The organism is Nostoc sp. 'Peltigera membranacea cyanobiont' 213 (genome assembly GCF_002245975.1).
In the GTDB taxonomy this organism is placed as follows: Bacteria; Cyanobacteriota; Cyanobacteriia; order Cyanobacteriales; family Nostocaceae; genus Nostoc.
On the sequence record NZ_NOLI01000101.1, the window covers coordinates 1 to 23,322 of the forward strand.

Sequence of the window (23,322 nt, forward strand, 5' to 3'; positions counted from 1 at the left end):
GCTTCCCCTGCTTCCCCTGCTCCCCTGCTTCCCCTACGCCGTAGCCCAAAGGCGATGTTGTCATACACCGTCATGTGAGGATAGAGGGCGTAATTTTGAAACACCATTGCGATGTCGCGTTCCTTGGGTGGTAGGTCATTGATCAAGCGATCGCCTACCCAGATATTACCGCCAGTCATTGTTTCTAAACCAGCGATTAATCTCAGCAGAGTGCTTTTACCACAACCAGAAGGGCCTACCAGCACCATAAATTCGCCATCTGCGATCGTCAGGTTAATCCGTCGCAAGACATTAACACTTCCCGCACGTTCTGGCGCTACATCAGTTTTATCCTCAGACATGAGGGAAGATTGGGTTTGTGAACTTACACCCTCCCCTTTCCGCGCGGAAAAACTTTTATAAACGTTTTCTAAAATAACTTGGGACACAATTAATTATTTGGGAATTGGGAATTGGGAATTGGATTGAAAAAGGGACAAGTGACAAATGATAGTTTAGCGCTCATCATAATACAGGTTCTATCTAAATACGAAAAGTTAAAAAAACAGCTTGCAGTATAAAAAGCAAACTACCCTAAATTTTAGGACTGCCAACAAATAATTACGAATTACGAATTACGAATTACGAATTATCAAGAGGTGTTGTGATGACTACCGATATACCTAAAAATCTTTCCCAAGATCCAAGCGTTAATCCTATCCATGACATTGTAGACGTACAAACCACAGATTGCTGCATTGTGGGTGGAGGACCAGCCGGAGCAGTTTTGGCGCTGTTATTAGCGCGTCAAGGCATTTCGGTGATGCTGCTGGAAACACACAAAGACTTCGATCGCGACTTTCGCGGTGATACGATTCATCCATCGGTGATGGAAATTATGGAAGAATTGGGACTTAGTAAAGCTTTGCTAGAACTCCCCCATGCAAAAATGCGCCAAATTAGGTTTCAAACTCCTGAAGATACTGTCACATTGGCAGATTTTAGTCACCTAAAAACCCGCTATCCCTACATTACAATGCTTCCCCAGGTGAAATTTCTGGAGTTCATCACCCAAGAAGCCCAAAAATATCCTAGCTTCCATCTGGTAATGGGTGCGAATGTGCAGGAATTAATTGCCGAAAATGGCGAAATTCAAGGTGTCCGCTATCGGGGAGGTGGTGGTTGGCATGAAGTTCGGGCAATGCTGACGGTGGGTGCAGACGGTCGCCACTCACGTTTGCGCCACCTGGGTGAGTTTGAATCCATCGAAACCTCGCCGCCAATGGATATCCTTTGGTTTCGCCTACCGCGTCAGCCAGAAGACGCAGAAGGGGGAATGGGGCGCTTTGGTCAAGGTAAAATCATCGCTATGCTTGACCGTGGCGATGAGTGGCAAGTTGCCGATGTCATCCCCAAGGGAGGCTATCAACAACTGCGGGCTGCGGGTTTGGAGGAATTAAAAAAATCTGTTGTGGAAGTAGTACCAGAATTCCAGCAACGCATCGAAAATTTACATGATTGGTCACAAATAGCTTTTCTCTCGGTCGAATCTAGCCGCGTCAAACGCTGGTATCGTCCAGGACTATTACTCATCGGTGATGCGGCTCATATAATGTCCCCTGTGGGTGGTGTTGGCATTAATTACGCGATTCAAGATGCTGTAGTTGCGGCGAATGTACTCAGCAAACCGCTTAAGAACCGAAAAGTACAACTTAGCGACCTAGCAAAAGTACAACGTCAGCGCGAGTTGCCCACACGCATCATTCAGGCGTTTCAAACTTTTATCCAAAAACGGGTATTTGCCCCGGTTCTCACCTCAAATAGCACCTTTGTACCACCTGCATTTTTGCGCTTCCCCATTTTGCGCGACTTACCAGCTAGGTTGATCGCCTTCGGTGTTTTTCCCTCTCATGTCAAGACTTAATTTTTGCCAAGAATTTTTGATATTTCTGGAATGGGTGGTACAATCATACTACTCATGCAGAATTGAATGCTCAATTTAGTCAGGCGAAAGTAGCGGACGGTATATTTAATGCTGTTCAAAGCGATCGCTTGGCTTTTATGCTAGAAATAACTAAAAACTCAGGCATTATTAAAAAATGCGAACAATTAAACATATCTAGATATTAATTGGCACTACATCGAAAAATCCCTCTTTTTCAATCAGTACTTTTTGCAGTCAGGAGTAATTTTAATGAACAGCTGCGTTTTGATGGCGGAAATTATTAACGAGCCGCAACTCCGCTATACAGCCGATAACTTGGGAGTTACGGAAATGCTGGTGCAGTTTCCCAATTCCTTGAAACCAGAAGATCCGCCAGCTACCCTGAAAGTTGTCGGGTGGGGGAATTTAGCGACAGAAATTCAGCAAAACTACCACCAAGGCGATCGCGTCATCCTGGTAGGGCGTTTAGGTATGAATACTGTTCCGATGGAAGGTTTTAAAGAAAAACGTGCTGAATTGACGGTGCAACAGATTCAACCTGTTGGAGGTAGTTTTAATACAGATCCATTACCTTCTGCAACCGTAAATCAATCATTTGCTGAAACTACTCCCCGACAAGCATCTTCAGCATCTCGTCCTCCACAAAAAGAAGTTAACACTTACGAGTCACCACGTCCAGCGCCTACCCCGGCTGCAAATCCTGTTGGTGTTGCTCCCCAAACGACAAATTACGAACCCGTACCTCAACCGACAAATTATGAGCGAACTACTTATCCAACAGTGAAAGAGCAAGAACCAGATCCAGATGATATTCCCTTCTAAAGTTGGTAGTTGAGCGTGTATTCAGTTTGCTAACTAACATTACGATTAGACAATTTTACAAATAGCCATCCTTTAGGATGTGCTATTTTTTTGTCTGCGTTGATATTTTGCATCTTGTGGTAAAACATCACTGACTCCAGTGGCAAGTCAAGAATAAAGAACGATATATTCTTTTTGGACAGCGTTTCACTTTATAGGAAATGACTACATCTGACGAATTAGTTGGCATATTTGACCGTATCCGGGATGGGATTCAAGATGATAAAGATATTTTACTATTAGAAGAATTGCTGAAAAATAGCAATAATCAGAAAGTCCTACAAGTGGGCAATAACATTATAAATATTGCTGATGGCAAGGATATTCATATTGGCGATCGCACTTACTATAATACAGACTCTCAAACCATTAAAGCTGTTATTCAAGAAGTATTAACAGAGCTAATTCATAGTATTAATCCAGGAAAACTGCTTCAAGCAAATTATTTTCAATCTAATTTTTTATCTCAAACTCCAAGTGAAAATTTAGTACCAAAAAGCAATTTAGAAAAGCAACAAACTACTCCTTCAATCCTACCAGCTATCACAAAGTTCGAGTTTGAAGCCGTAACTATAGATACTCAAGGAATAGAAATTAAGCGTTGTCTTAAACAAGCTGAGTATTTTATATAAAATTTAGCAGATGGCATTAGATTGGAAATGGTTTCTATTGCTGGTGGTAAATTTAAAATGGGCGCACATCAAGATGAATCTGAATCACTTGAAGATGAACGTCCCCAGCACATAGTAACTTTAAATCCCTTTTACATGGGGAAATATCCTATTACTCAAGCCCAGTGGAAAGTTATTGCAAAGCTTCCAAAAATTAAGCGCTGTCTAAAACTAGAACCATCTTGTTTTAAAGGAGATAACTTACCTGTAGAAAGAGTTATACCAGTTCTGTATGAAGGTGCGCCGAACTATATGAGGAACGAACCGCAAAGGATGCAAAGGGCACAAAGAAAGAAATAAATAAGAAGCAAAGGAAATTTGGCGCAGCTTCACAAAGAAATGGTATTAAAACTCTACTACAGAGTGCCCTCTCTCTTCATCGTCTTTTTTGGCGGAGGTATTGTTTAGCTAAACCGGGTTTCTCAATTTTTTATCTGAAGAAAATCACATCATGAATTGCGATCCTTCGAGTTAATTAGGGAAAACTTAACTTAGGTTATCCAGTAGTAAGTTTTATGGTAGAAAATCGAGTCGATGTTCCCGGCTATGGGATTGGTGAAAGAATTTACACCAGCACTCGCACCCTGGTTTACCGAGGTTGGCGAGAGGCGGATCAAACTCCTGTTGTCATCAAACTTCTTAAAAGTTCTTATCCCAGTCTGATTGAGTTGGCTCAATTCAGGAATCAGTATACAATTGCGAAAATCTTAAATGTTCTTGGGGTTGTTCGGATCTATAGTCTGGAGAGTTATCAAAATCGACCCGCCCTGATTTTAGAAGACTTTGGTGGAATTTCTTTGAAGGAGTATTCTGCCTCTTGGAGACAGGGATTCAGAAATTTAGGAAGTCAGAAAAACCTCTCACACCCCTGTCCTCACTTTTTGAGCGAGTTTCTCCAGATTGCGATCGCACTTGCTGATATTCTCGCCGATCTCTACCATCACGAAATCATCCACAAGGATATCAAACCCGCCAATATCCTGATAAACCCTATCACAAAGCAGATTAAACTCATTGACTTTAGCATTGCTTCCCTGCTACCAAGAGTTAATCAACTTTCAACCAGCCCGACTGTTTTAGAAGGAACCCTGGCCTATCTCTCCCCCGAACAAACTGGGCGAATGAACCGGGGGATTGATTACCGCACGGACTTCTATTCTCTCGGAGTCACTTTCTATGAACTCTTAACAGGGCAATTGCCATTTCAATCCGATGATTTTATGGAATTGGTGCATTGTCATATAGCGAAACAACCACCACTTTTAAGGGATAGAGAAGATATTCCCCAAATTCTTTGTGATATCGTCATGAAACTGATGGCGAAAAATGCTGAAGACCGCTATCAGAGTGCATTAGGGCTAAAGCACGATCTGCAAATGTGTTTAGAGCAATTGCAAGAAAGTGGGAATATTATCCCATTTCAGCTAGGGTACAGGGACGTTTGCGATCGCTTTACGATTCCCGAAAAACTCTACGGCCGGGAACTAGAAGTCTTAATGATGCTAGCAACCTTTGAGCGGGTGCGCCAGGGAAATTCTGAAATGATCCTTGTAGCAGGTTCCTCTGGCATTGGGAAAACGGCAATTGTCAACGAAGTTCACAAACCAATCACCCGTCAGCGTGGATACTTTATCAAGGGCAAATTCGATCAATTTAATCGTAATATTCCCTTTTTTGCTTTGGTGCAAGCCTTTCGGGACTTAATGACACAACTGCTGACAGAGAGTGATGCTCAAATTGACCAGTGGAAGACTCAAATTTTATCTACATTGGGTGAAAGTGGTCAAGTGATTATTGAGGTGATTCCAGAACTCGAACGAATCATTGGGAAACAGCCCTCCGTCCCAGAATTATCAGGTACTGCTGTTCAAAGCCGCTTCAATTTGCTGTTTCAGAAATTCATTCAAGTTTTCACAACCCAAGAGCATCCCCTCGTTATTTTCCTTGATGATTTACAATGGGCAGACTCGGCTTCCTTAAAACTGATGCACCTGCTGATGAGTGAAGCCAGCAAATCTTATTTGCTAGTGATTGGAGCATATCGAGATAATGAGGTTTCTTCTGCACATCCCTTGATGTTGACCATTGAGGAAATGCGTCAAGAAGGGATTAAAGTTAGTAGTATTGTCCTTGCTGCCCTCACCCAAACCGACCTGAATCAACTGATTGCAGATACCCTCAAATATTCAACAGAACAAGCAACTGCGATCGCTAATCTGGTCTATCAAAAGACCAAAGGTAATCCATTTTTCACTAACCAGTTTCTCAAATCGCTGCATGAAGATGGGCTGATTACCTTTGCCAGCAGAACAGGTGATTGGCAGTGCAATCTTGCTCAAATCCGGGCGCTATCTTTTACAGAAGATATTGTGGAGTTTGTGGCGCTGCAACTCCAAAAATTACCACAGCAGACTCTGGATGTTCTCAAACTGGCTGCTTGTGTCGGCAATCAGTTTGATTTAGAAACTCTAGCGGTTGTCTATGAAAAATCTCCAGCCCAAACCGCAGCAGATTTGTGGCCAGCCCTCAAAGATGGATTAATTTTGCCCAATGGCGAAGGTTATACATTCTTTCAGGATGAGTCTGTTGTCATGGATGATTTGACAAATGACAACGGATCGATAAATATTACCTACAAATTTCTTCACGATCGCGTTCAACAAGCTGCTCATTCACTAATTCCGGCGGATCGGAAATCAGCAACGCACCTCAAGATTGGTCAATTGCTGTTGAGCAATACCCCAGAAACTGAGCAAGAATTGCTGATTTTTGAAATTGTCAACCAGTTGAATATTGGCATAGAATTGCTCGCATCTCAAAGCGATCGCGATCGACTCGCACAACTCAATCTGCTAGCAGGAAAGAAAGCCAAGTCTTCCACAGCTTACCAAGTAGCAATTGAGTATTTAACTGCGGGGATTCGTTTATTGAGATGCGACTGTTGGCAAAGTCAGTATGAATTGGCTCTGACACTGCACGAATTAGCCGCCGATGCTGCTTATCTCAGTGGCGAGTATGAACAGATGGAACAATTGGCTCAAACAGCGATCCAGGAAACCAAAACTCCCCTAGATCGAGTCAGCATTTACGAAACCAAAATCCAGGCGTATACAGCTAAAAATGATGTGTTGGGAGCGATCGCGATCGCTCGTCAGGGAATGAGTCAGTTCGGTGTGATTTTCCTAGAAACACCCACCCTGCAAGATATTCAGCAAGCCCTCCAAGAAACTGCTACCCTGATTAACGGTCGTGATATTGCAGAATTGGTTGACTTACCTCTGATGGTAGCCGCAGATAAGCTAGCAGTTACCCGAATTGTGGCAAATGTTGCTCCAGCCGTTTACATTGCCGAGCCAAATTTGTTTCCACTACTCATCTTATCTCAAGTCCAAGCATCTATTGAGTCCGGCAATGCTCCATTTTCTGCCTTTTGTTATGCCTGTTATGGAATTTTGTTGAGCGGAATTCTTCAGGATATTGAAACAGCCGATCGAGTTGGCAACCTTGCCTTGGCACTAACTGAAAAATTTAATATTAGCGACATCAAACCCACGGTATTTTATGTTGTAGGTGCTTTCATTACTTATTTGAAGTCTCCTTTGAAAAAATCTTTGCAGCTGATGCAGGAGGGTTACAAGATTGCCTTGGAAACTGGAAATATATACTACGTAGGCTTCAACACCAAAGACATCTGCCAGTATTCCTATTTCTTGGGTCGAGAGTTGAACTCGTTAGAGCAAGAGATTCAGGCTTACACTCGTGTTTTGGAAAATTTTAAGCAAGTCACAACCCTCAACTACTGCCGCATCTTTTGGCAAACAGTTTTGAATTTGCAAGGGCTTGCTGAGAATCCCTGTATTATGACAGGTGAGGCACTGAACGAAACAGAATTTGTGACTCAACTGGTTCAAGCCAATGAATTGACTGGACTTCACTATTTTTTTCTCCACAAATTGATTCTCTGTTATCTGTTTGAAAATCTCTCTCAAGCAGTGGAAATAGCTGCTCAAGCTAGAGAATATCTCGTTGCGGGCACGGGCTATGCCACTGTGCCGATATTTTATTTTTATGATTCCCTGACGGCTTTAGCAGAGTATTCAATAGCTACGGCCTCTCGCCAAAAAACATTATTGGAACGGGTGACAGAAAACCAAGGAAAAATGCAGATATGGGCGCACCACGCACCGATGAATTATTTGCACAAATTTGAACTGGTGAAAGCCGAAGAATGCCGAGTGTTGGGACTTATGGCGCAGGCAGTGGATCTTTACGATCGCGCCATCGCTGGGGCAAAAATCAATAGATACGTTCAGGAAGAAGCCCTGGCCAATGAACTGGCAGCCCGATTTTATTTAGAATGGAACAAAGAAGCGATCGCTCAAATTTACTTAGAAAATGCCTATTACACTTACCTTAGTTGGGGAGCGATCGCTAAAGTTAACCAGTTAGAAAAGCAATATTCTCAATTATTGCTTAAGGTTTTTGAGCAAGATGAAACTGGTTCTTCAACCCTCACCACTACCATCGGATTCAGCCAGAGTAGTTCTAGTGGGACTGAAGCGTTAGATTTAGCAACGGTAATGAAAGCCTCTCATGCACTGGCTGGAGAAATTGAGTTAGAAAAGCTGTTGACAACCCTGATGCAGGTTGTAATCGAAAATGCCGGGGCTGACAAATCAATCCTCCTGCTGCTTCAAGAGGATAATTGGGTAATTGCAGCTCAAAAAACCAGCCAAGCGATCGGCGAAGAGGAGCAATTTCTTCTACCACGGGCTACGCCTACGGGTGAAAACCTGGGGATAATAAACCTGCATCCCCTTCCTCTTTCAGACAGTCAGAATATTCCCAAAACGGTTGTGAACTATGTCTCGCGTACCTCCGATACCTTAGTGCTAGATGATGCCCGCAGAGAAACCACCTTCGCCAACGATCCCTACATCATTCAATGGCAACCCAAAAGCTTGCTATGTACGCCTATTCACAATCGCGGCCAGATCGTCGGCATCCTTTACCTAGAAAACAGTTTGACGACTGGAGCCTTTACCCAAAACCGTCTTGAGGTTTTGCGGTTGCTCACAGCACAAGCTGCCATCTCGCTGCAAAATGCTATGTTGTATAACAATCTAGCCGTAGCAAAAGCCCAACTAGAGGACTACAACCATACCTTGGAGCAAAAGGTAGAGCAGAGAACTCTGGAGTTGAATGATAAAAATCAGCATCTCTCGGAAACTTTAGAACAACTGCAACATACACAAAGCCAACTGATTCAAACTGAAAAAATGTCTTCATTGGGACAAATGGTTGCAGGTGTTGCCCACGAAATTAACAACCCGATTAACTTTATCTATGGCAACCTCACCTATACTAATGAATATTGTCAAGATTTGCTGCACCTGATTGAGCGGTATCAGCACTACTATCCTCAACCATTTGTTGAGATTCAAGAAGAACTGGAAGCAATAGATTTAAACTTTCTTAAATCCGACTTACAAAAATTGCTGCAATCAATGAAAGTAGGGACAGATCGCATCCGTCAAATTGTCCTTTCTCTCCGCAATTTCTCGCGACTGGATGAGGCTGAAATGAAAAGTGTCAATCTTCATGAAGGCATCGACAGCACTTTGTTAATTTTACACCACCGTCTAGAAAATAAAAACCACCGCCCTGCAATCAATGTAATTAAGGAATATGCACAGTTACCAGAGGTCACTTGCTACGCCAGTCAGCTCAATCAAGTATTTATGAATATTCTGAGCAATGCTATTGATGCATTGGATTTATCATTCACAACTGAACATAGACAAACCAAAATCCCCACCATCAAAATTCGTACCAAAATGGCTGATGCTAACACAATAACTATTCAAATTGCAGATAATGGCCTCGGCATATCTGAGGAGGTAAAACAGCGACTCTTTGACCCATTTTTCACAACAAAACCTATTGGTACAGGAACAGGCTTAGGATTATCAATTAGCCACTCTATTATAGAAAAACATGGAGGAAAATTAAGTATTATATCAGAGTCAGGAAATGGAGCAGAATTTTCTCTCTCTATCCCCTTAAATTGCTAAAGTAATAATAAACTTCGTTCCCTTTCCAGAAGTTGATGAGCAGTTAATTTGTCCATTATGTTTATCGGTAATAATTTGGTGGCTGATAGCTAATCCTAGCCCAGTTCCCTTACCCACAGCCTTAGTTGTAAAAGATGGGTCAAAAATTCTAGCTTGCACTTCAGGAGGCATCCCAAAAGCGTTATCTTCAATGCAAATCGTAACAGTTTCTTGCTGACGATCGACTGATGTAGCGATCGCGATCGTGTGAGGGACAGCAGCAGAAATTTCTTGAACTGAGTGGTTTTGATGAAGGTCATCAAATGCATCAATTGCATTGGCGATAATATTCATAAATACCTGGTTAAGTTGTCCAGGATAGCAAGTGATTGGAGGTAACTCACCATATTGTTTGATCGTCTCGATTTTAGAGCGATTTCCTTGACCTTTTAATCGATGCTTTAAGAGCATTAAGGTAGTATCAATTCCTTGATGAATCTGAAACTCCACCAGAGATGAAATATCAGATCGAGCAAAGGTTCTCAAAGAGAGGCTAATGTCTTTCAGAAGACTAATTCCCTGATGCATTGAGCCAATAATTTTTGGTAAATCTTCACCTAGATACTCTAAGTCAATTTCTTTAACTAGTTGTTCAATTTCTGGGTCTTGATGTGATATTTTTTGCTGTTGGAGATTCACCAAACGCAGGAGACTCTTCATATATTCTTCAAGATGAGAGCAATTTCCACTAATAAAACCAATCGGGTTATTAATTTCATGACCGATGCCTGCAATAAGTTGTCCAAGAGCGGACATTTTCTCACTCTGGATTAGTTGTAATTGGGTGTGTTGTAACTTTTGTAGAGATTGGCTTAATTCTATGGTGCGTTCTTGCACTCTTTGTTCTAAGGTACGGGTAAGATGGGAGATTTTTAGATGTAACTTTAATCGAGCAATAACTTCTTCTTGCTGAAAGGGTTTGGTAATATAGTCAACTGCACCAATTTCTAGTCCTTTCACTTTGTCTGTGGCATCGGTCAAAGCAGTCATAAAAATAACCGGAATATTCTGTGTGATGGAATTGGCTTTTAGTCTGCGACAAGTTTCAAATCCATCAATTCCTGGCATCATCACATCCAAAAGAATGAGATCGGGAACGGCATATTCTGTTTGTTCAATAGCCGACTCTCCATCAGTTGCCATAAGTGTTTTCCAGCCACATCCCTGAATCGCTTCTGATAGCACTTTGAGATTGTTGGGATTATCATCTACCAAAAGAATATACATTGGCTTCAAGAGAGGTTCAAACATCATTGATGTGACTCAGTTGTTACAAAATTTTTAAGGAACTTACGGATTTTTCCGGTTTGGAAGTTGACAGTAAATTGGCTTAACTCAGTTACAAAGGGAGTTAGCTGACTATCTTGCTTAATTAACTCTTTTATTATTCCCTCGATCGCCGGAATATCTCCCATCATTGCTAGATGATAAAGTTGTTGTAAAACATCCTGGGATGGCAGAATCAATTCGGCATCGGCTTTCTGTTCGGGTTGGGAAAGTGATTTTTGAGGTGTGGATTGAGCATAAATCCACTCCACTTTTAGCAGCGATAGCAGTGCATTAAATAGCTCATCAACTTGCAGGGGTTTCGGCAAAAAAGCTGTAGCCCCGGCTTCAAAACTTCGTTGTCGATTTTCCTCAAATACACTGGCACTAGAGACAATAATTGGAATAGTACGGGTTTGTGGATTTTCTTGTAAGTGAACCATTAACTCAAAGCCATCCATATTAGGCATGGCTAAATCCAGTAGAATCACATCTGGGTGATGTTCAGTTACCATCTGTAGTCCCTGTTTGCCATCGCTTGCTTTCAGGGTTCGACAGCCAATTCTTTCAAGCAAATTGGCCAACATAGAACAATGGTTAGTATCATCATCAACAATGAGAATTTGAGGCGCACTACCCCGAATACCGATGATTTTTTGATGGGTTGGGGCTGCATCTATGCCTGGGGTAGATATCGTTTCTATCTGCCAGTCATGAGAAACTGGTACTGTTACAATCAAATCCAGCCAAAAAAGACTACCTTCACCCAGATGACTCTGCACTTCAATTTGGCTGCCCATCAATGTTGCAATTCTTTGACTGATTGCTAATCCCAAGCCAGTACCTTCAGATTTCCGCCCTGCTTCACCTACTTGCTCAAAAGCCAAAAAGATTTTCTCTAGTTGGTTTGGTGACATTCCAATACCCGTGTCTTCAATCTGGAAGCGAATTTTCTGGTATGTCATTTGTCTATTGTCATTTGTCATTTGTTTAAATTCTTGACTAATGACATCTACTTTAAAGGTGACACTACCGTTGTCTGTGAATTTAATGGCGTTGCCTAATAAGTTGATCAAAACTTGCCGTAGCCGTTTTTCATCGACTTCAATGGCAACTGGTAAGCGATCGCTGATTAAAATATTAAATCCAATCCCTTTTTGTTTTGCTCGGATACTGCAAATTTCGGTGACACTATGCAAGAAAGTGGACAAATTGACAGTAGTCGCAAGCAATTCTAATTTCCGAGCTTCAATTTTTGAAAGGTCAAGAATATCATTGATTAGCATCAGCAGGTGTGTTCCACATTGGTAGATAATGCTGACTCCTTCCAGATTTTTCTCTGTCATGTTTGGCGATACTTCTAGCACCTGAGCAAAACCAAGGATGCCATTAAGCGGTGTGCGTAGTTCATGGCTCATATTTGCCAGAAACTCGCTCTTTGCTTCGTTAGCAGCATCAGCAGCTTGCTTTGCTTCTAACAGTTCATGAGTTCGCTCTTCAACTTTGAACTCCAGAGTTTTGGAATAATCTAATAGTTGAGTGTTGGCAATTTCTAGTTGCTGATTCGCTTCTTCTAACCGCCTCTGTTTATAGGCATTTGTGGTTGCAATCACGCTGCTGATAAATGCAGCTAAGGTGGGTGTGACTGGAATCAGAATGCCATCTAAAAACATCCCATAGCTGCCCCCGACAAACACGGTACTGATACTTACAGTTGCCCAGAGAATTTTTCCACCAGGAATCCGCAGCCTGCGACTGGATAAGAACCAACTACCACAAGAACCGATCGCAGACCATAAAATAATCCAGAACGACACAGCTTGACTAGAAACGCCGTGCAAGGTTGTCTTGGCAATTTTTGCCTCTTGTACCAGTTGATGGGCAATATTGGCGTGGACAACAACCCCAGGTGTAGGTTTTTGAGTAGAGATCCAGGAAGAACTAAAGGGTGTATTGAAGAAGTCATTGGTACTAGCGGCGGTCGATCCAATAAACACCATGCGATCGCGCATTAAGTTGGCTGGAATTCGCCCTGCTAAGACATCGCGCATGGCAACTGTCCGAAATGCCGCATCTGTTCCATGCCAATTCAGCAAAATTTGATAGCCGCCTAAATCAGTATCGGAGTAGCCTGCTTCTTGATTGTCTAATGGTAGGTAAATTGCTTTACCCAACTGAAACTTTTGCTGCTTGGGGTCAATACTTTCTAAAGTAATCTTGTCGGCTTCCAGGTACTTGAGCGCCACCTGGGTTGCCAATCCAGCTTTGAGCGTGTTTTTCTCTTTGGTATCAACTGCCGTCAGCAAAGCGCGACGCACAAAGCGATCGCCATCCAATACCAAATCTGCTAATCCGACTCGATCGAGTTTCTTCAATTCTGGTGGCGGATTGACACGCTCTCCGGTGATTTTCTCAACGCCGATCAAATTGGGAGTGCTGCGGAAGATTTTGACCAGTTCTTCATATCCGCTTCCCTCTGGTAAATCTCGGTAGAGATCCAATCCGATGGCTCTAGGTTGCTGCGCCCGAATCTTTTCTAGTAATTTTGCTAATGCCCAATCGGGAATTGGCCATTTCCGCACCGATTGGATATCGCGCTCATCGATTGTGACAATCACAATTTCATCAGCGATGGTTCCTGGCGATCGCTGACGAACCCATTCGTCACGAATTTTCCATTCAAGTAAATTGAAAAATCCCAACGATTGCCCGACAATGACAGTCAAAGCAACTGTGGGAGTAATAATTAAAACGCTACGAGTGCGTTGGATGAAAGTCTGGAATCTGCGCCACATGGGGAATGGGCGATGGGGAATGGGGGCAATACTTTGAAGGCAGACAAGGCAGCAGAGATGCCTTAACCGAAAGGTATTGGGAATGGGGGAAAATAACCAATGCCCAATACCCAAATTACTGTTAGTTAGTAGATCCTAATAACGGAACTGTGACAATCTCTTTTAAGTTAACTGAAGAGAGGAGTTCTTCCCATTGCTTGGTAAGAGTTACGTTAGTAGGTTGAGCGCTATGTAGGGCTGCAAGTGTTTCCACGCAATCATACCAAACGCCATTTTTACCAAAAGCTGTCGCTCGCTTCAAAGCATCTTGCTGCTGCATCGCTGTTGCCAGTTCAGCATTAGGTTGGATACGTTGAATCCAACCATCGACATAAGGGGTACTTGGGCTGAGTTGTCCATCAACTTTAACAGCTAGGAACCAATGGTAGTTTTTCCCAACTACTAAAGCGGGTGCATCGGCTGGTAATTTGATAGCGATCGCTCCAGTTTTCAGAGCAATAGGAATGGTCATTTGATACTGCGTATTGCCAGTTTCATCCTTGAGGCTGAACACAGCTTCTTCTGCATTAGAAACAGGGAGATATACCAGAATTGTGGGACGTTCAGACACTGTTGTGCCATAGAAGCTTTGCGGTAGAAGGGCGATTAAAGCTGCCGGGCCTGCCGATTCAGTTGAAGTATTTAAGTAGTAAGTACCAACGCGAGAAGCTCCCCCACTTGCTTGACTAGGAGCGCCTTTACCAGCACTAGGTGTAAACAAACTACCACGGGAAGCTCCTCCCGTTGCTTGTCTAGGAGCGCCTTTACCAGCACTAGGTGTAAACAAACTACCACGGGAAGCTCCTCCCGTTGCTTGACTAGGAGCGCCTTTACCAGAAGTAGGGATAAAGAAATTACCACGGGAAGCTCCGCCGGTTGCTTGGCTAGGAGCGCCATTGTTAATTGGTGGGGTAAATGTAACAGCATTGGCACTGTTCCATGTACTACTAGCAAACAGAGCGATGATGCTCAATGTACTAGCTAAATATCGAGGCTTCATAATGTTGAACTTCCTTAAAGAAAAGGTAATACTAGGTAGATTTATTCTGATTGTGAGAATAAGCTTGGAAAATTAGTTCATCTAACAGCCAAAGGCTTAAATAACTACTAGCAATATAAACCAAATTTAACCGATATAACGTAAAATTTCGTCCTAACTAATATAGCCTGAGTCAATATAATTACCTAGTCAACAAGATTAAGTAAGAGGTAGATTGAGGCTCGTGATTTACAGCAGTTTGCTTTTTAAGTGAAGTACAAAATGTAGGACTCAAAACTGAGATATAAAGAGTTTCTACCCCCCACCTCCTTCACAGCCAGTTCCCAACCAAAACGAAGGCAGACCAAAAGAAAGGATCGTGGAAATCAGTTTGACGGAGCGTGTTGATTTGAGCTTGCCGCAGTGCTTCAGCTTTAGTGATTTTGGGTTGTCGCAGTTGGTCATAGAAGTATGTCATCAGCATCTCGGCTGCTTTATCTTTGACGGGCCAGAGAGTGGCGATAGTTGAGCGGGCACCAGATTTGACAGCCAAGCCTGCTAGTCCCAGAACGGCACGATCGTCTCCTGCTGCTGTATCACAGGCACTCAATACTAGCAACTCAATCGCTTTTGATGGCTCGTTACCCCGGTTTTTGAGGAGTTCAGATAATTCCTTAACATTGACTTCTCCATCCCAAGTTAGCAAGAAGGTATCTTCAAGACGGGAGCTAAACTGTCCGTGGGTTGCCAAATGGACGATACTTGCACTACTAGATTTGACACGATTGGCAAGGGCTTGACTGGTGAATTGCTCATTTAGCAACGTCGAAGATGGCACTGTCTTGGAGATTTGCTTAACTTCTGATTCCACCGCAGGTAAAGCGCTAAAGCCATTACGAGATTCGCTGATGCCGGCGACGATCGCACTGATGTGATTTTGCTGGAGCGATCGCGCAGCCATTAGTTGCATTCCTGGTGAGAGGGCAACAGCATACTTTTCAATCAGATATTGCTTCCCATCATACAGGGCTGCTATAGGGATATTACGTAATCGACCATCTAAAACAAATACTAGTGTTTGGGTGTCTTTGAAGGCTCGATCCATTTCGGCAGGACGAATTAGCCAACTATAAATTTCTTGGGACAAGCGATTGCGCTCTTGAAAATCTGAGACGGGATTGAAGCTAACGAGTAATTTGTCTAGAGTTTGTTCGATTTCCACTTGAGATTTTTGTGTTGCATAATAACGCAATGGTTGTCCAGTTTTGGAAAGGATTATTGCTAGGCGATCTGGCAAGATAATCGGATAAATAACAGTTGCATTGGGGTCAACTTGGTCAATCTGCTGAGACTTATCTAAACAAGCTTCCCGGAAAAAGTTATCGAGTTCTGCAACTTGCAGACCCTCAATTAAATCACGGGCTTGTATTAGTGCTGCCTGACTTGGTTGCCGATCTAAAAGTAAACCTACCAGTTCGCGGTAAACAGGCTCCACACTTTCACGGAAAGAGAACTGAATATCACGATTGATGGCAACCAAATCTCCCCGGATTGACTTTAAAGCTTTAACCGCTTCTGTATAAGCAGTAATTGCTTCTTGGCGATCGCCTTGTTCTTTATATAACTGTCCCACCTGCCAAGCAGATTGAGCAATAATATCCTCAGATTGGAGTTGACGCGCAATGTTGAGGGATTTTTGACTTAACTGCTGTGCTTGTGATAATTGCTGTGTCCGACGATAGAGTTTTGCCCACTGATACAATGCGTAAGCTTCTGCATGAGCATCTTGGATCTGTTGTGCAGACTTGACTGTAACTGCCATGAGTTGCGCCTGGTCTTTCAGTGGTACGATTTGCTCAGAATTTGACCGTCGATTCAGGGTGGCAACAAAATTGATCGCCGCGTAAAGAGAAGTGTGGCTGGGGGGTAGTTCTCGAAGTTGTTGTTGTAGTTGAGGTGCAAGTGGGGTAGCCAACTCAGGCTTGTCGTAATCTAGGAAAAGCTTAAACTGAGCTAAACGCGCCTGTAAGCGATCGCTTGGATTGGTGGTTAGCTGTTGGGCTTGTTGAAAGTAATCCAATGCCGCTTCTGGATTTTGCAAATCAACGGCGGTTTTTCCTAAGCTTAGTAGGATAGAACTCAACTGAGTTGTAGTTTGAGTTTTGCGAGCGATCGCCAAACTTTCCTCTAACACCTCTTTACTCTTACCATCGCCAGTCATTTGCAGGGCTAAACCAAGCGATCGCAGTCCACTAACTTTAATTTCTGAATCTGGCATTGCTCTTAACTTTTGAGTTAGCGTCTCCAACTGCTCTTTAGAACGGCGATAAAATCCCAAACTTTGGAAAGCTTGTGCCTGGTTAATTTGACTACCCAAGCTACCCATTTTGTCGCCTGCTTGCTCATAATATTTTTGAGCTTGTTGCCAATTTTCGAGGGCAATTTCGGCTTTGCCATTATGAAATTGCAAATTTGCTTGGGTATTGAGTGCCTGCGCCCAGAGAATTGCATCAGCAGAGGGAATAGAAGTTTGCAACAGTTTCAGACTTTGCTTAATAGATTGACTGGCTGCGTCCCATTGATTAAGTTCTTGTTGTGCCAGTGAAAGGTAACTCAAGCTTAGGGCTTCGTTCAGGCGATCGCCTTGAGCCTGGTACTGTTGTGCTGCCGTTTCCCAAATCGTTACTGCTTCTGCAAAGCGTCCTGAACGATAAAGATTCCGTCCCTGTTCTAGCCAATTGCTAGCCTGGGAAGTGGATGCTAACACATTCAGGGTAGAAGTTGTCAGTACTTGCAGAGATGCTCCAGCAGGTGTAATGGTTATTGTTAAACACAAGCTCAAAATGCTTAGATTGATATAGAGCCACCGACGTTGTTTGATTGGGAAAAGCATAAGTAATTGCCGAGATTAATGTTTAATAATTTATGTATTAGATTACCTTCAGGTTGTTAGATAATTCTTGGCAAATTAACTCTTGGAAATCCCCGCACAATTTAGCTGTGGCTCTACATGTGTGGGAGATTGCGCCGCAATTAATTCAACTTGGCCCTGTATATTAAATTGCCAACCAGTAGCTTGGACAATGACTTCTGGGGATGCTGGGATCTGGGCAGTTACCTGACTTTTTTTGCGGTATCCTGAAATGTCGCGGGTATCAGACCAAGTGCGATCGCTCGTCACATCTCGATTGGGATTTTGCGGCACGCCACCCCGTCCTGTTGCCACAAAGCGGCTGCCTTGGTTGACAGAACAACCACTGGCTATTTGCTGCGATGGATCGGTGATGTTCGCTGGCAGTTCTACTAAGCCAGAATTTGGATCGACACCAATAGTATTAACTTGCACATTCCCATTCACACCCAACTGTGAACTTGCTGTAATATCATTGTCTGGTGTAAGTTGGTCGCGAAATTTCAGACCAAAAATGCCTTGGGTCGTGATTTGAATATTACCACCACGACCCCGCACTGCATTAGCAACAATATCGCTGTTTTCTGATCCGACAATGATGGGTGCATTGATGTTGATATTACCCCCATTACCATTACCACTGGCTGTTGAGCTAATCAGGCTATTGTCTCGGAGAAATAACAGGTTTGTGGTTTGTAAGCTAATATTGCCACCATTACCAGATTCTGTTTGGGCTTGAATAAACCCTCGATGATTTAATCGGATCGTATCTGCATCGATCTTCAGAGTGCCACCGTTTCCACTGCCTTGACTAGTGACACTGACCGTTCCGCCATTGGTCAAGGTCAACTTTGGGGTGGTAATATTCACAGTACCTGCATTAGCCGTCAGTATATTTGGCAGACCGAATCGCTTCCGCAATAGGGGATCGGGTCGAATGGTAGATGCATTAATGTTGCTGTTATTTGCTCTGCCGCGATCGCTAACTGTAATCGATTCGCTGGCATTAATGTTTAAATCTCCCCCATTACCGCTAAAAAATGCGGTGGCAGCAACTGCTCCTCCATCCAGAATTTGCAAGTTGGCGGTATTCAACGTTAAGGTTTTTGAATTTCCAGTGGCAAATGTAACTATACCGATATTACTATAAAGTCCTGAAGGGCTTTCTCCCGTCACCGTTGTACTAGTGTTGCGAATCGTGATTTTACCGCTAGACCCACTACCAAATGTACTCGAAGACAGTGAAGCACCACTTGATATTAGTAGACTATTACCATTGATTACCACATCGCCGGCATTTCCCGTACTTAAGGTAGTAGTGTTAAGGGTGGTGACAACACTGGGATTAATAGGTGAAAAGCCAGATAAATCAATTGCCATTGCCTCAATTTGAATATTGCCACTAGGAGCCAATCCCAATGTTGAGTTATTCAAACCTGCTCCCTGAGTGAGGGTTAAACTGGGAGTAATAACGCTAATGTTTCCCCCAGTTCCCCGACCAAAAGCTTCATTGCGAATCCCGCTCCGAATTGTGGCATTGGGTGTTGTGCCTATTAGATTAATCGCCTTTGTCGCCTGGAGGTGAATGTCACCACCGGGGAGATTACCAAGATTTTGTGCCAGTACCAGAGATCCATCAGTAAATTGAATTCGTTCACCCTGAATTTGAACGGAACCGGCATTGATCCCACTCACATCTAATAGCGATCGCTCTGCTAGCTGAATATCTCCAAAGTGTTGTATATCTCCATACCCTAGTGTGTAGCCTCGTTGGTTTGGTGTGAGGCTGACAAGTCCTGCACCGCTCACACTGCCTAATTCTACTTGTCCTTGGTCGGCGTTCAAGGTTGCTCCATTTAGATGTAGGTTGCCACCCACTAAAGCGATCGTGTTTCCAGGCTGTACTTGCAGTTTTGTAGAACTGGGAATCCGAGGTAAGGGAGCCAGAGTCATTCCACTGGTTGCGGTTAAGGAGTGTCCTGTACCTTGAACGGTTATCGGTGCAGGATTGCTGCCCATTTGCAAGCCAAGGGGAACATTGATAGTCAATAATGGAGGAGCTTGAGGATTAATGGTGCTAAACTCAGCACCATTACTAAATTTAATGCTCTCAGCAGTTGTCCCAATAAACGAGCCGCCAATATTAAGTTTGGCATTGGCGCTGAAAACGATACCACTAGGATTGATCAGAAACAGATTAGCGCTACCATTCGCCTGAATTAAACCATCAATATGGGAAACATTACCCCCGGTTACACGACTAAAGATATTTTGCACATCTGCGGCATTATTGAAGAAAGCCGAGCCGTTGTTGGGAACTGAGAATTGGCTGAAGCTATGGAAGAGGTTGTTGCCAACTCGATTACCGTTGGTGATGGTGAAGTTATTGCCATTTTGGGAGACACTAGTATTGAGGGTGCTATCAGGAGTTACCTGAGCGTTAGTAGATTTGCTCCCCAGAAGTATTGCCCCTAAAGGTAACATCATTCCAATTGTCAAGATTCTATTCACCCAACTTGAACAAGTATAGGTAGCTTTCATAACTTAGTTCCCAATTCATAGCCTAATAGCTAGAGTTCCCTAAATCAAATGATTCCTTTCAGCAAGCAAGGCAAAAGAAGGAAAACATAAAAAATGGTTTGAGAGCAACTAAATGTATTTATGGAAAAAATAAAAAGATTTGTTACTCTCCGAGAAGCCGCCTTGCCTTTATGAGACACGCAGTGCAAGAAACAAGGTGTCCTTGTTAAATCCCCGAAATTGATTTCCGGCCCTTATCGATAGTCTTTTTAGCTCTATGGAGTGCTTGACGTAGTGCTTTTTGACCCAAACTATAAACAAGTAGACACAAGCCCATAATCATGGCTAATGCAGCAACACGTTTGGGTGAGTTGAGGAAGACACTGGAAGTAAAGAATAGGGGGTCTTTGAGAAAGCGAAAACCACGCTCAGTAGATTGCTTTTTCAAAAATACAGCATTTACGATCGCACCTGCCGAAGGTGGGTTTTATTTTTAAAATCCACTCTACATATACTTAGATTTATTCAAAAATCCAATATGATTGCTATAGCCTTCAGCTACTTTTAAAGCCGAAGAATGAGAAATAATTGCTACACCAATATTTTCTGCTTACCCCTATGAAGAAACTTGAAGCTTTAGGTAGTCATAAATTAAAAGTTTCATTCATGCGCTGTTCTAAAGCTTCTAATAAACCATCTACATCCTTCTCAACTTGCTCAAAACAAATGGGTGGTGCGGGTTCTGGTGCAAACTGAATTAACTTAATTTCACCCTTACCAATCCCAATCATCACAACTTCCAGTTCAGGTTTATGATTCTCGATAATTCCCAATATTTCTTGAAGCCGATTTTCAACTTTAATATTTAAATTCTCTATCTGCTCTTTCGGACAATAAACGAAATGCGGCGTTGGTTGCAAATCAATACCAACAGTACCCTGACTGTCACCATTTGCTAACCACAATCCCCAAAACAGCGCCGCCAAGTCCTGCTGATTTGCTTTTACAAATCTATCCAACTGGCCACGCCACTTGTTATCACCCGATTCTGGTTGATTATTGCCAAAAAACATAAATAATTCGTAATTGAGACAGAAAAAAGACGCGAAAATTATCTTAAGCCTGATTGTACACGCCAGAGACTAGCATAAATCCCGGATTTCTCTAGCAATTGTTCATGGTTTCCCGATACTAGTAATTTCCCATGTTCCATGACATAATCGCTCGATTGCCCCTTATGTTTAATTATCCACCCCCGAGGTAGCTTCATCTAAAACCAAAACGGGCGGATTCTTCAAGACTACACCCTACAAGCTAATAACAGTAATATAATTATTGACTTTTTTCGGAGATGTCTATAATAAAGGAGCTTTTACCCGTAGGCTCTTTGAAGTTCTGGGTATTATGAGATGACATCTATATCTGCATCGAAAAATTGTGTATAAGAGTTAAAACTGAATATGGCAATCTCTGATATCCTCGAAGAACCACGGCTTTTGCGTCTGAATCGCTGGTTTAGTGGACTGCGTGGCGATTTGACGGGAGGACTAACAGCAGCAGTGGTGGCATTGCCCTTAGCTTTAGCCTTCGCGGTAGCAAGTGGTGTGGAACCAAAGGCGGGACTTTATACAGCGATTGTGGCGGGAATTATCGCGGCAATTTTTGGTGGTTCGCCGGTACAGATTACAGGGCCAACAGGGGCAATGGCTGTAGTTTTGGTGGGAATTGTCGCCAAGTACGGCCTTGAGAAAGTTTGGATTGCTGGGGTGATGGCTGGGATTATCCAAATTGCTTTGGGGGTTGCCAAACTTGGACAGCTAGTGAAATTTATTCCCTATCCAGTGACGGCAGGCTTTACCAATGGTATTGCCGTGATTATATTTTGTGGTCAATTAAATAATTTCTTTGGTTTACAGCTACCACGTAGCGAACACTTTTTGCCGGGACTTTGGCAAAGTTTAACTCATGTAGAAGCTCTAAATTGGGCTGCTGTTGGGTTAGCAATGGTAGTGATGACAGCCAATATTTTATGGCCCAGGATAAATACGACAATACCAGGTTCTTTAGTGGGGTTGGTGTTGGCAACCGGGATAGCTGCTTATTTCCATCTGAATGTACCGACAATTGGCAGCATTCCGCAATCTTTACCAATGCCTCAAGGTATTCCTCACTGGAATGATTTTAGTGTGATTCGAGAACTGATTAATCCGGCTTTGGCTTTGGCGGCACTGGGAAGTATTGAATCGTTACTGTCGGCAGTTGTGGCTGATGGGATGACAGTGAGCGAAAAACACAATAGCGATCGCGAATTAATTGGTCAAGGATTAGCAAATATTATTGTCCCATTTTTTGGTGGTATCCCGGCAACAGGTGCGATCGCTCGGACTGCTGTCAATGTCCGTTCTGGCGGGAGAACCCGACTATCTGGGGTAATTCACGGCGTTGCTTTAGCCATTATTGTTTTAACTTTAGCACCCCTAGCAGCACAAATTCCTTTAGCCGCACTTGCTGGGATTTTGATGGTAGTTAGCCTGCGGATGATTGAGTGGGAAGCGATTGGTTTATTGATGCGTGCTACCTACTCCGACTTTGCAGTGATGATTCTTACCTGGCTAGTAACAATCTTATTTGATTTAGTTCTCGCTGTAGAAGTGGGATTGATTGCAGCCGGAGCATTGTTCATCAAACGAATGAGCGATTTAAGCCTAGTAAAAATACCTGAAACCGAAGTATTTCCCCCTGGTACTCCTCTGGAATTAGGTAAGGAAATTGCCGTTTATCGGGTAGATGGCCCCGTATTTTTTGGTGCTGCTGAACGCTTTGCTACTTTCCTCCGCGATGAACCCGAAGTGAAATATTTAATTCTCCGGTTGCGCTTTGTACCAAATATGGACACAACTGGGTTAGTAGCTTTAGAGGATATTTACCACGATTTGGAACGGCACAATTGCCGCTTAATTCTCACAGGTTTACAACCCGAAGTCCAACAACTATTAGAACGAACAGGATTGTTAAAAACAATTGGGTTATCAAATTGTTTTGAAACAACCACAGATGCGATTTGCTCTATCTCTCCTCAAATTCAAGGATGTTCTTTACCTATAGCGGCTGATTTGAAAACAAAAGAATTGATGGAATTAAATGACTGATACCATTTCTTTGTGAGGCTGCGCCAAACCCTTTTAACTTCTTTCTTTGTGTTCTTTGCGTCCTTTGCGGTTCGTTTTTCTTTCTGTGGACTGA

The 23,322-nt window shown here is 43.0% G+C and carries 13 protein-coding genes and 1 pseudogene; 6 read left to right on the plus strand and 8 right to left on the minus strand.

The genetic code is table 11. From position 1 onward, the window contains the following. The coding region (locus CDG77_RS23490; RefSeq protein ID WP_143857080.1) for an ATP-binding cassette domain-containing protein at positions 1–428 on the minus strand (428 nt) is incomplete at its 3' end. A gap of 218 nt (positions 429–646) precedes the next feature. On the opposite strand from CDG77_RS23490, the gene CDG77_RS23495 reads away from it, so the two are divergent. The 5 genes from CDG77_RS23495 (at position 647) to CDG77_RS23510 (ending at position 9,530) form a co-directional block, all read left to right on the plus strand. Then, the gene (locus CDG77_RS23495; protein ID WP_094331776.1) at positions 647–1,903 is read left to right on the plus strand and encodes an FAD-dependent oxidoreductase; all 1,257 of its coding nucleotides are present in this window, start codon (positions 647–649) and stop codon (positions 1,901–1,903) included. A 270-nt stretch (positions 1,904–2,173) separates the two neighbouring features. After that, positions 2,174–2,746 carry a single-stranded DNA-binding protein gene (locus tag CDG77_RS23500; protein ID WP_094331777.1) on the plus strand — a complete coding sequence of 191 codons (573 nt, stop codon included), beginning with the start codon at positions 2,174–2,176 and terminating at the stop codon, positions 2,744–2,746. A gap of 200 nt (positions 2,747–2,946) precedes the next feature. After that, positions 2,947–3,417, plus strand: a complete 471-nt coding sequence (locus tag CDG77_RS37845; protein WP_223269936.1) for a hypothetical protein — start codon at positions 2,947–2,949, stop codon at positions 3,415–3,417. Between the two features lie 27 nt (positions 3,418–3,444). Then, a complete protein-coding gene (locus CDG77_RS37850) occupies positions 3,445–3,756 on the plus strand; it encodes a formylglycine-generating enzyme family protein (RefSeq protein WP_219851994.1) in 312 nt (103 codons plus the stop codon). 215 nt (positions 3,757–3,971) lie between these two features. Further along, entirely contained in the window at positions 3,972–9,530 is a 5,559-nt protein-coding gene (locus CDG77_RS23510) for a trifunctional serine/threonine-protein kinase/ATP-binding protein/sensor histidine kinase (RefSeq protein WP_094331778.1), read from the plus strand. Here CDG77_RS23510 and CDG77_RS23515 read toward each other — a convergent pair. The 7 genes and pseudogenes from CDG77_RS23515 to ccmS form a co-directional block, all read right to left on the minus strand. Beyond that, positions 9,519–10,823, minus strand: a complete 1,305-nt coding sequence (locus tag CDG77_RS23515; protein WP_094331779.1) for a hybrid sensor histidine kinase/response regulator — start codon at positions 10,821–10,823, stop codon at positions 9,519–9,521. The two genes, CDG77_RS23510 and CDG77_RS23515, sit on opposite strands and share 12 nt — an antisense overlap. After that, complete coding sequence (locus CDG77_RS23520; RefSeq protein WP_094331780.1) at positions 10,820–13,630, minus strand: CHASE2 domain-containing protein; 2,811 nt, start codon at positions 13,628–13,630, stop codon at positions 10,820–10,822. Before CDG77_RS23520 ends, CDG77_RS23515 begins: the two co-directional genes overlap by 4 nt. 121 nt (positions 13,631–13,751) lie before the next feature. Beyond that, a complete protein-coding gene (locus tag CDG77_RS23525; RefSeq protein WP_094331781.1) occupies positions 13,752–14,669 on the minus strand; it encodes a DUF928 domain-containing protein in 918 nt (305 codons plus the stop codon). Between the two features lie 310 nt (positions 14,670–14,979). Further along, positions 14,980–17,541, minus strand: a complete 2,562-nt coding sequence (locus CDG77_RS23530) for a CHAT domain-containing protein (protein WP_094331782.1) — start codon at positions 17,539–17,541, stop codon at positions 14,980–14,982. 75 nt (positions 17,542–17,616) lie between these two features. Continuing rightward, positions 17,617–20,100 (minus strand): beta strand repeat-containing protein, encoded by a 2,484-nt coding sequence (locus tag CDG77_RS23535; RefSeq protein WP_094331783.1) that lies wholly within the window; start codon positions 20,098–20,100, stop codon positions 17,617–17,619. A 235-nt stretch (positions 20,101–20,335) separates the two neighbouring features. Beyond that, positions 20,336–20,521: pseudogene (locus CDG77_RS23540) on the minus strand (IS1634 family transposase); the annotation flags it as partial. Positions 20,522–20,723: 202 nt separating this feature from the next. Next, positions 20,724–21,152, minus strand: a complete 429-nt coding sequence (gene ccmS / locus CDG77_RS23545; RefSeq protein ID WP_094331784.1) for a beta-carboxysome assembly chaperone CcmS — start codon at positions 21,150–21,152, stop codon at positions 20,724–20,726. A gap of 387 nt (positions 21,153–21,539) precedes the next feature. Here ccmS and CDG77_RS23555 point away from each other — a divergent pair, with 387 nt between their 5' ends. Further along, positions 21,540–23,228, plus strand: coding sequence for a SulP family inorganic anion transporter (locus CDG77_RS23555; RefSeq protein WP_094331785.1), 1,689 nt, complete (start codon positions 21,540–21,542; stop codon positions 23,226–23,228). Positions 23,229–23,322 lie beyond the last annotated feature (94 nt).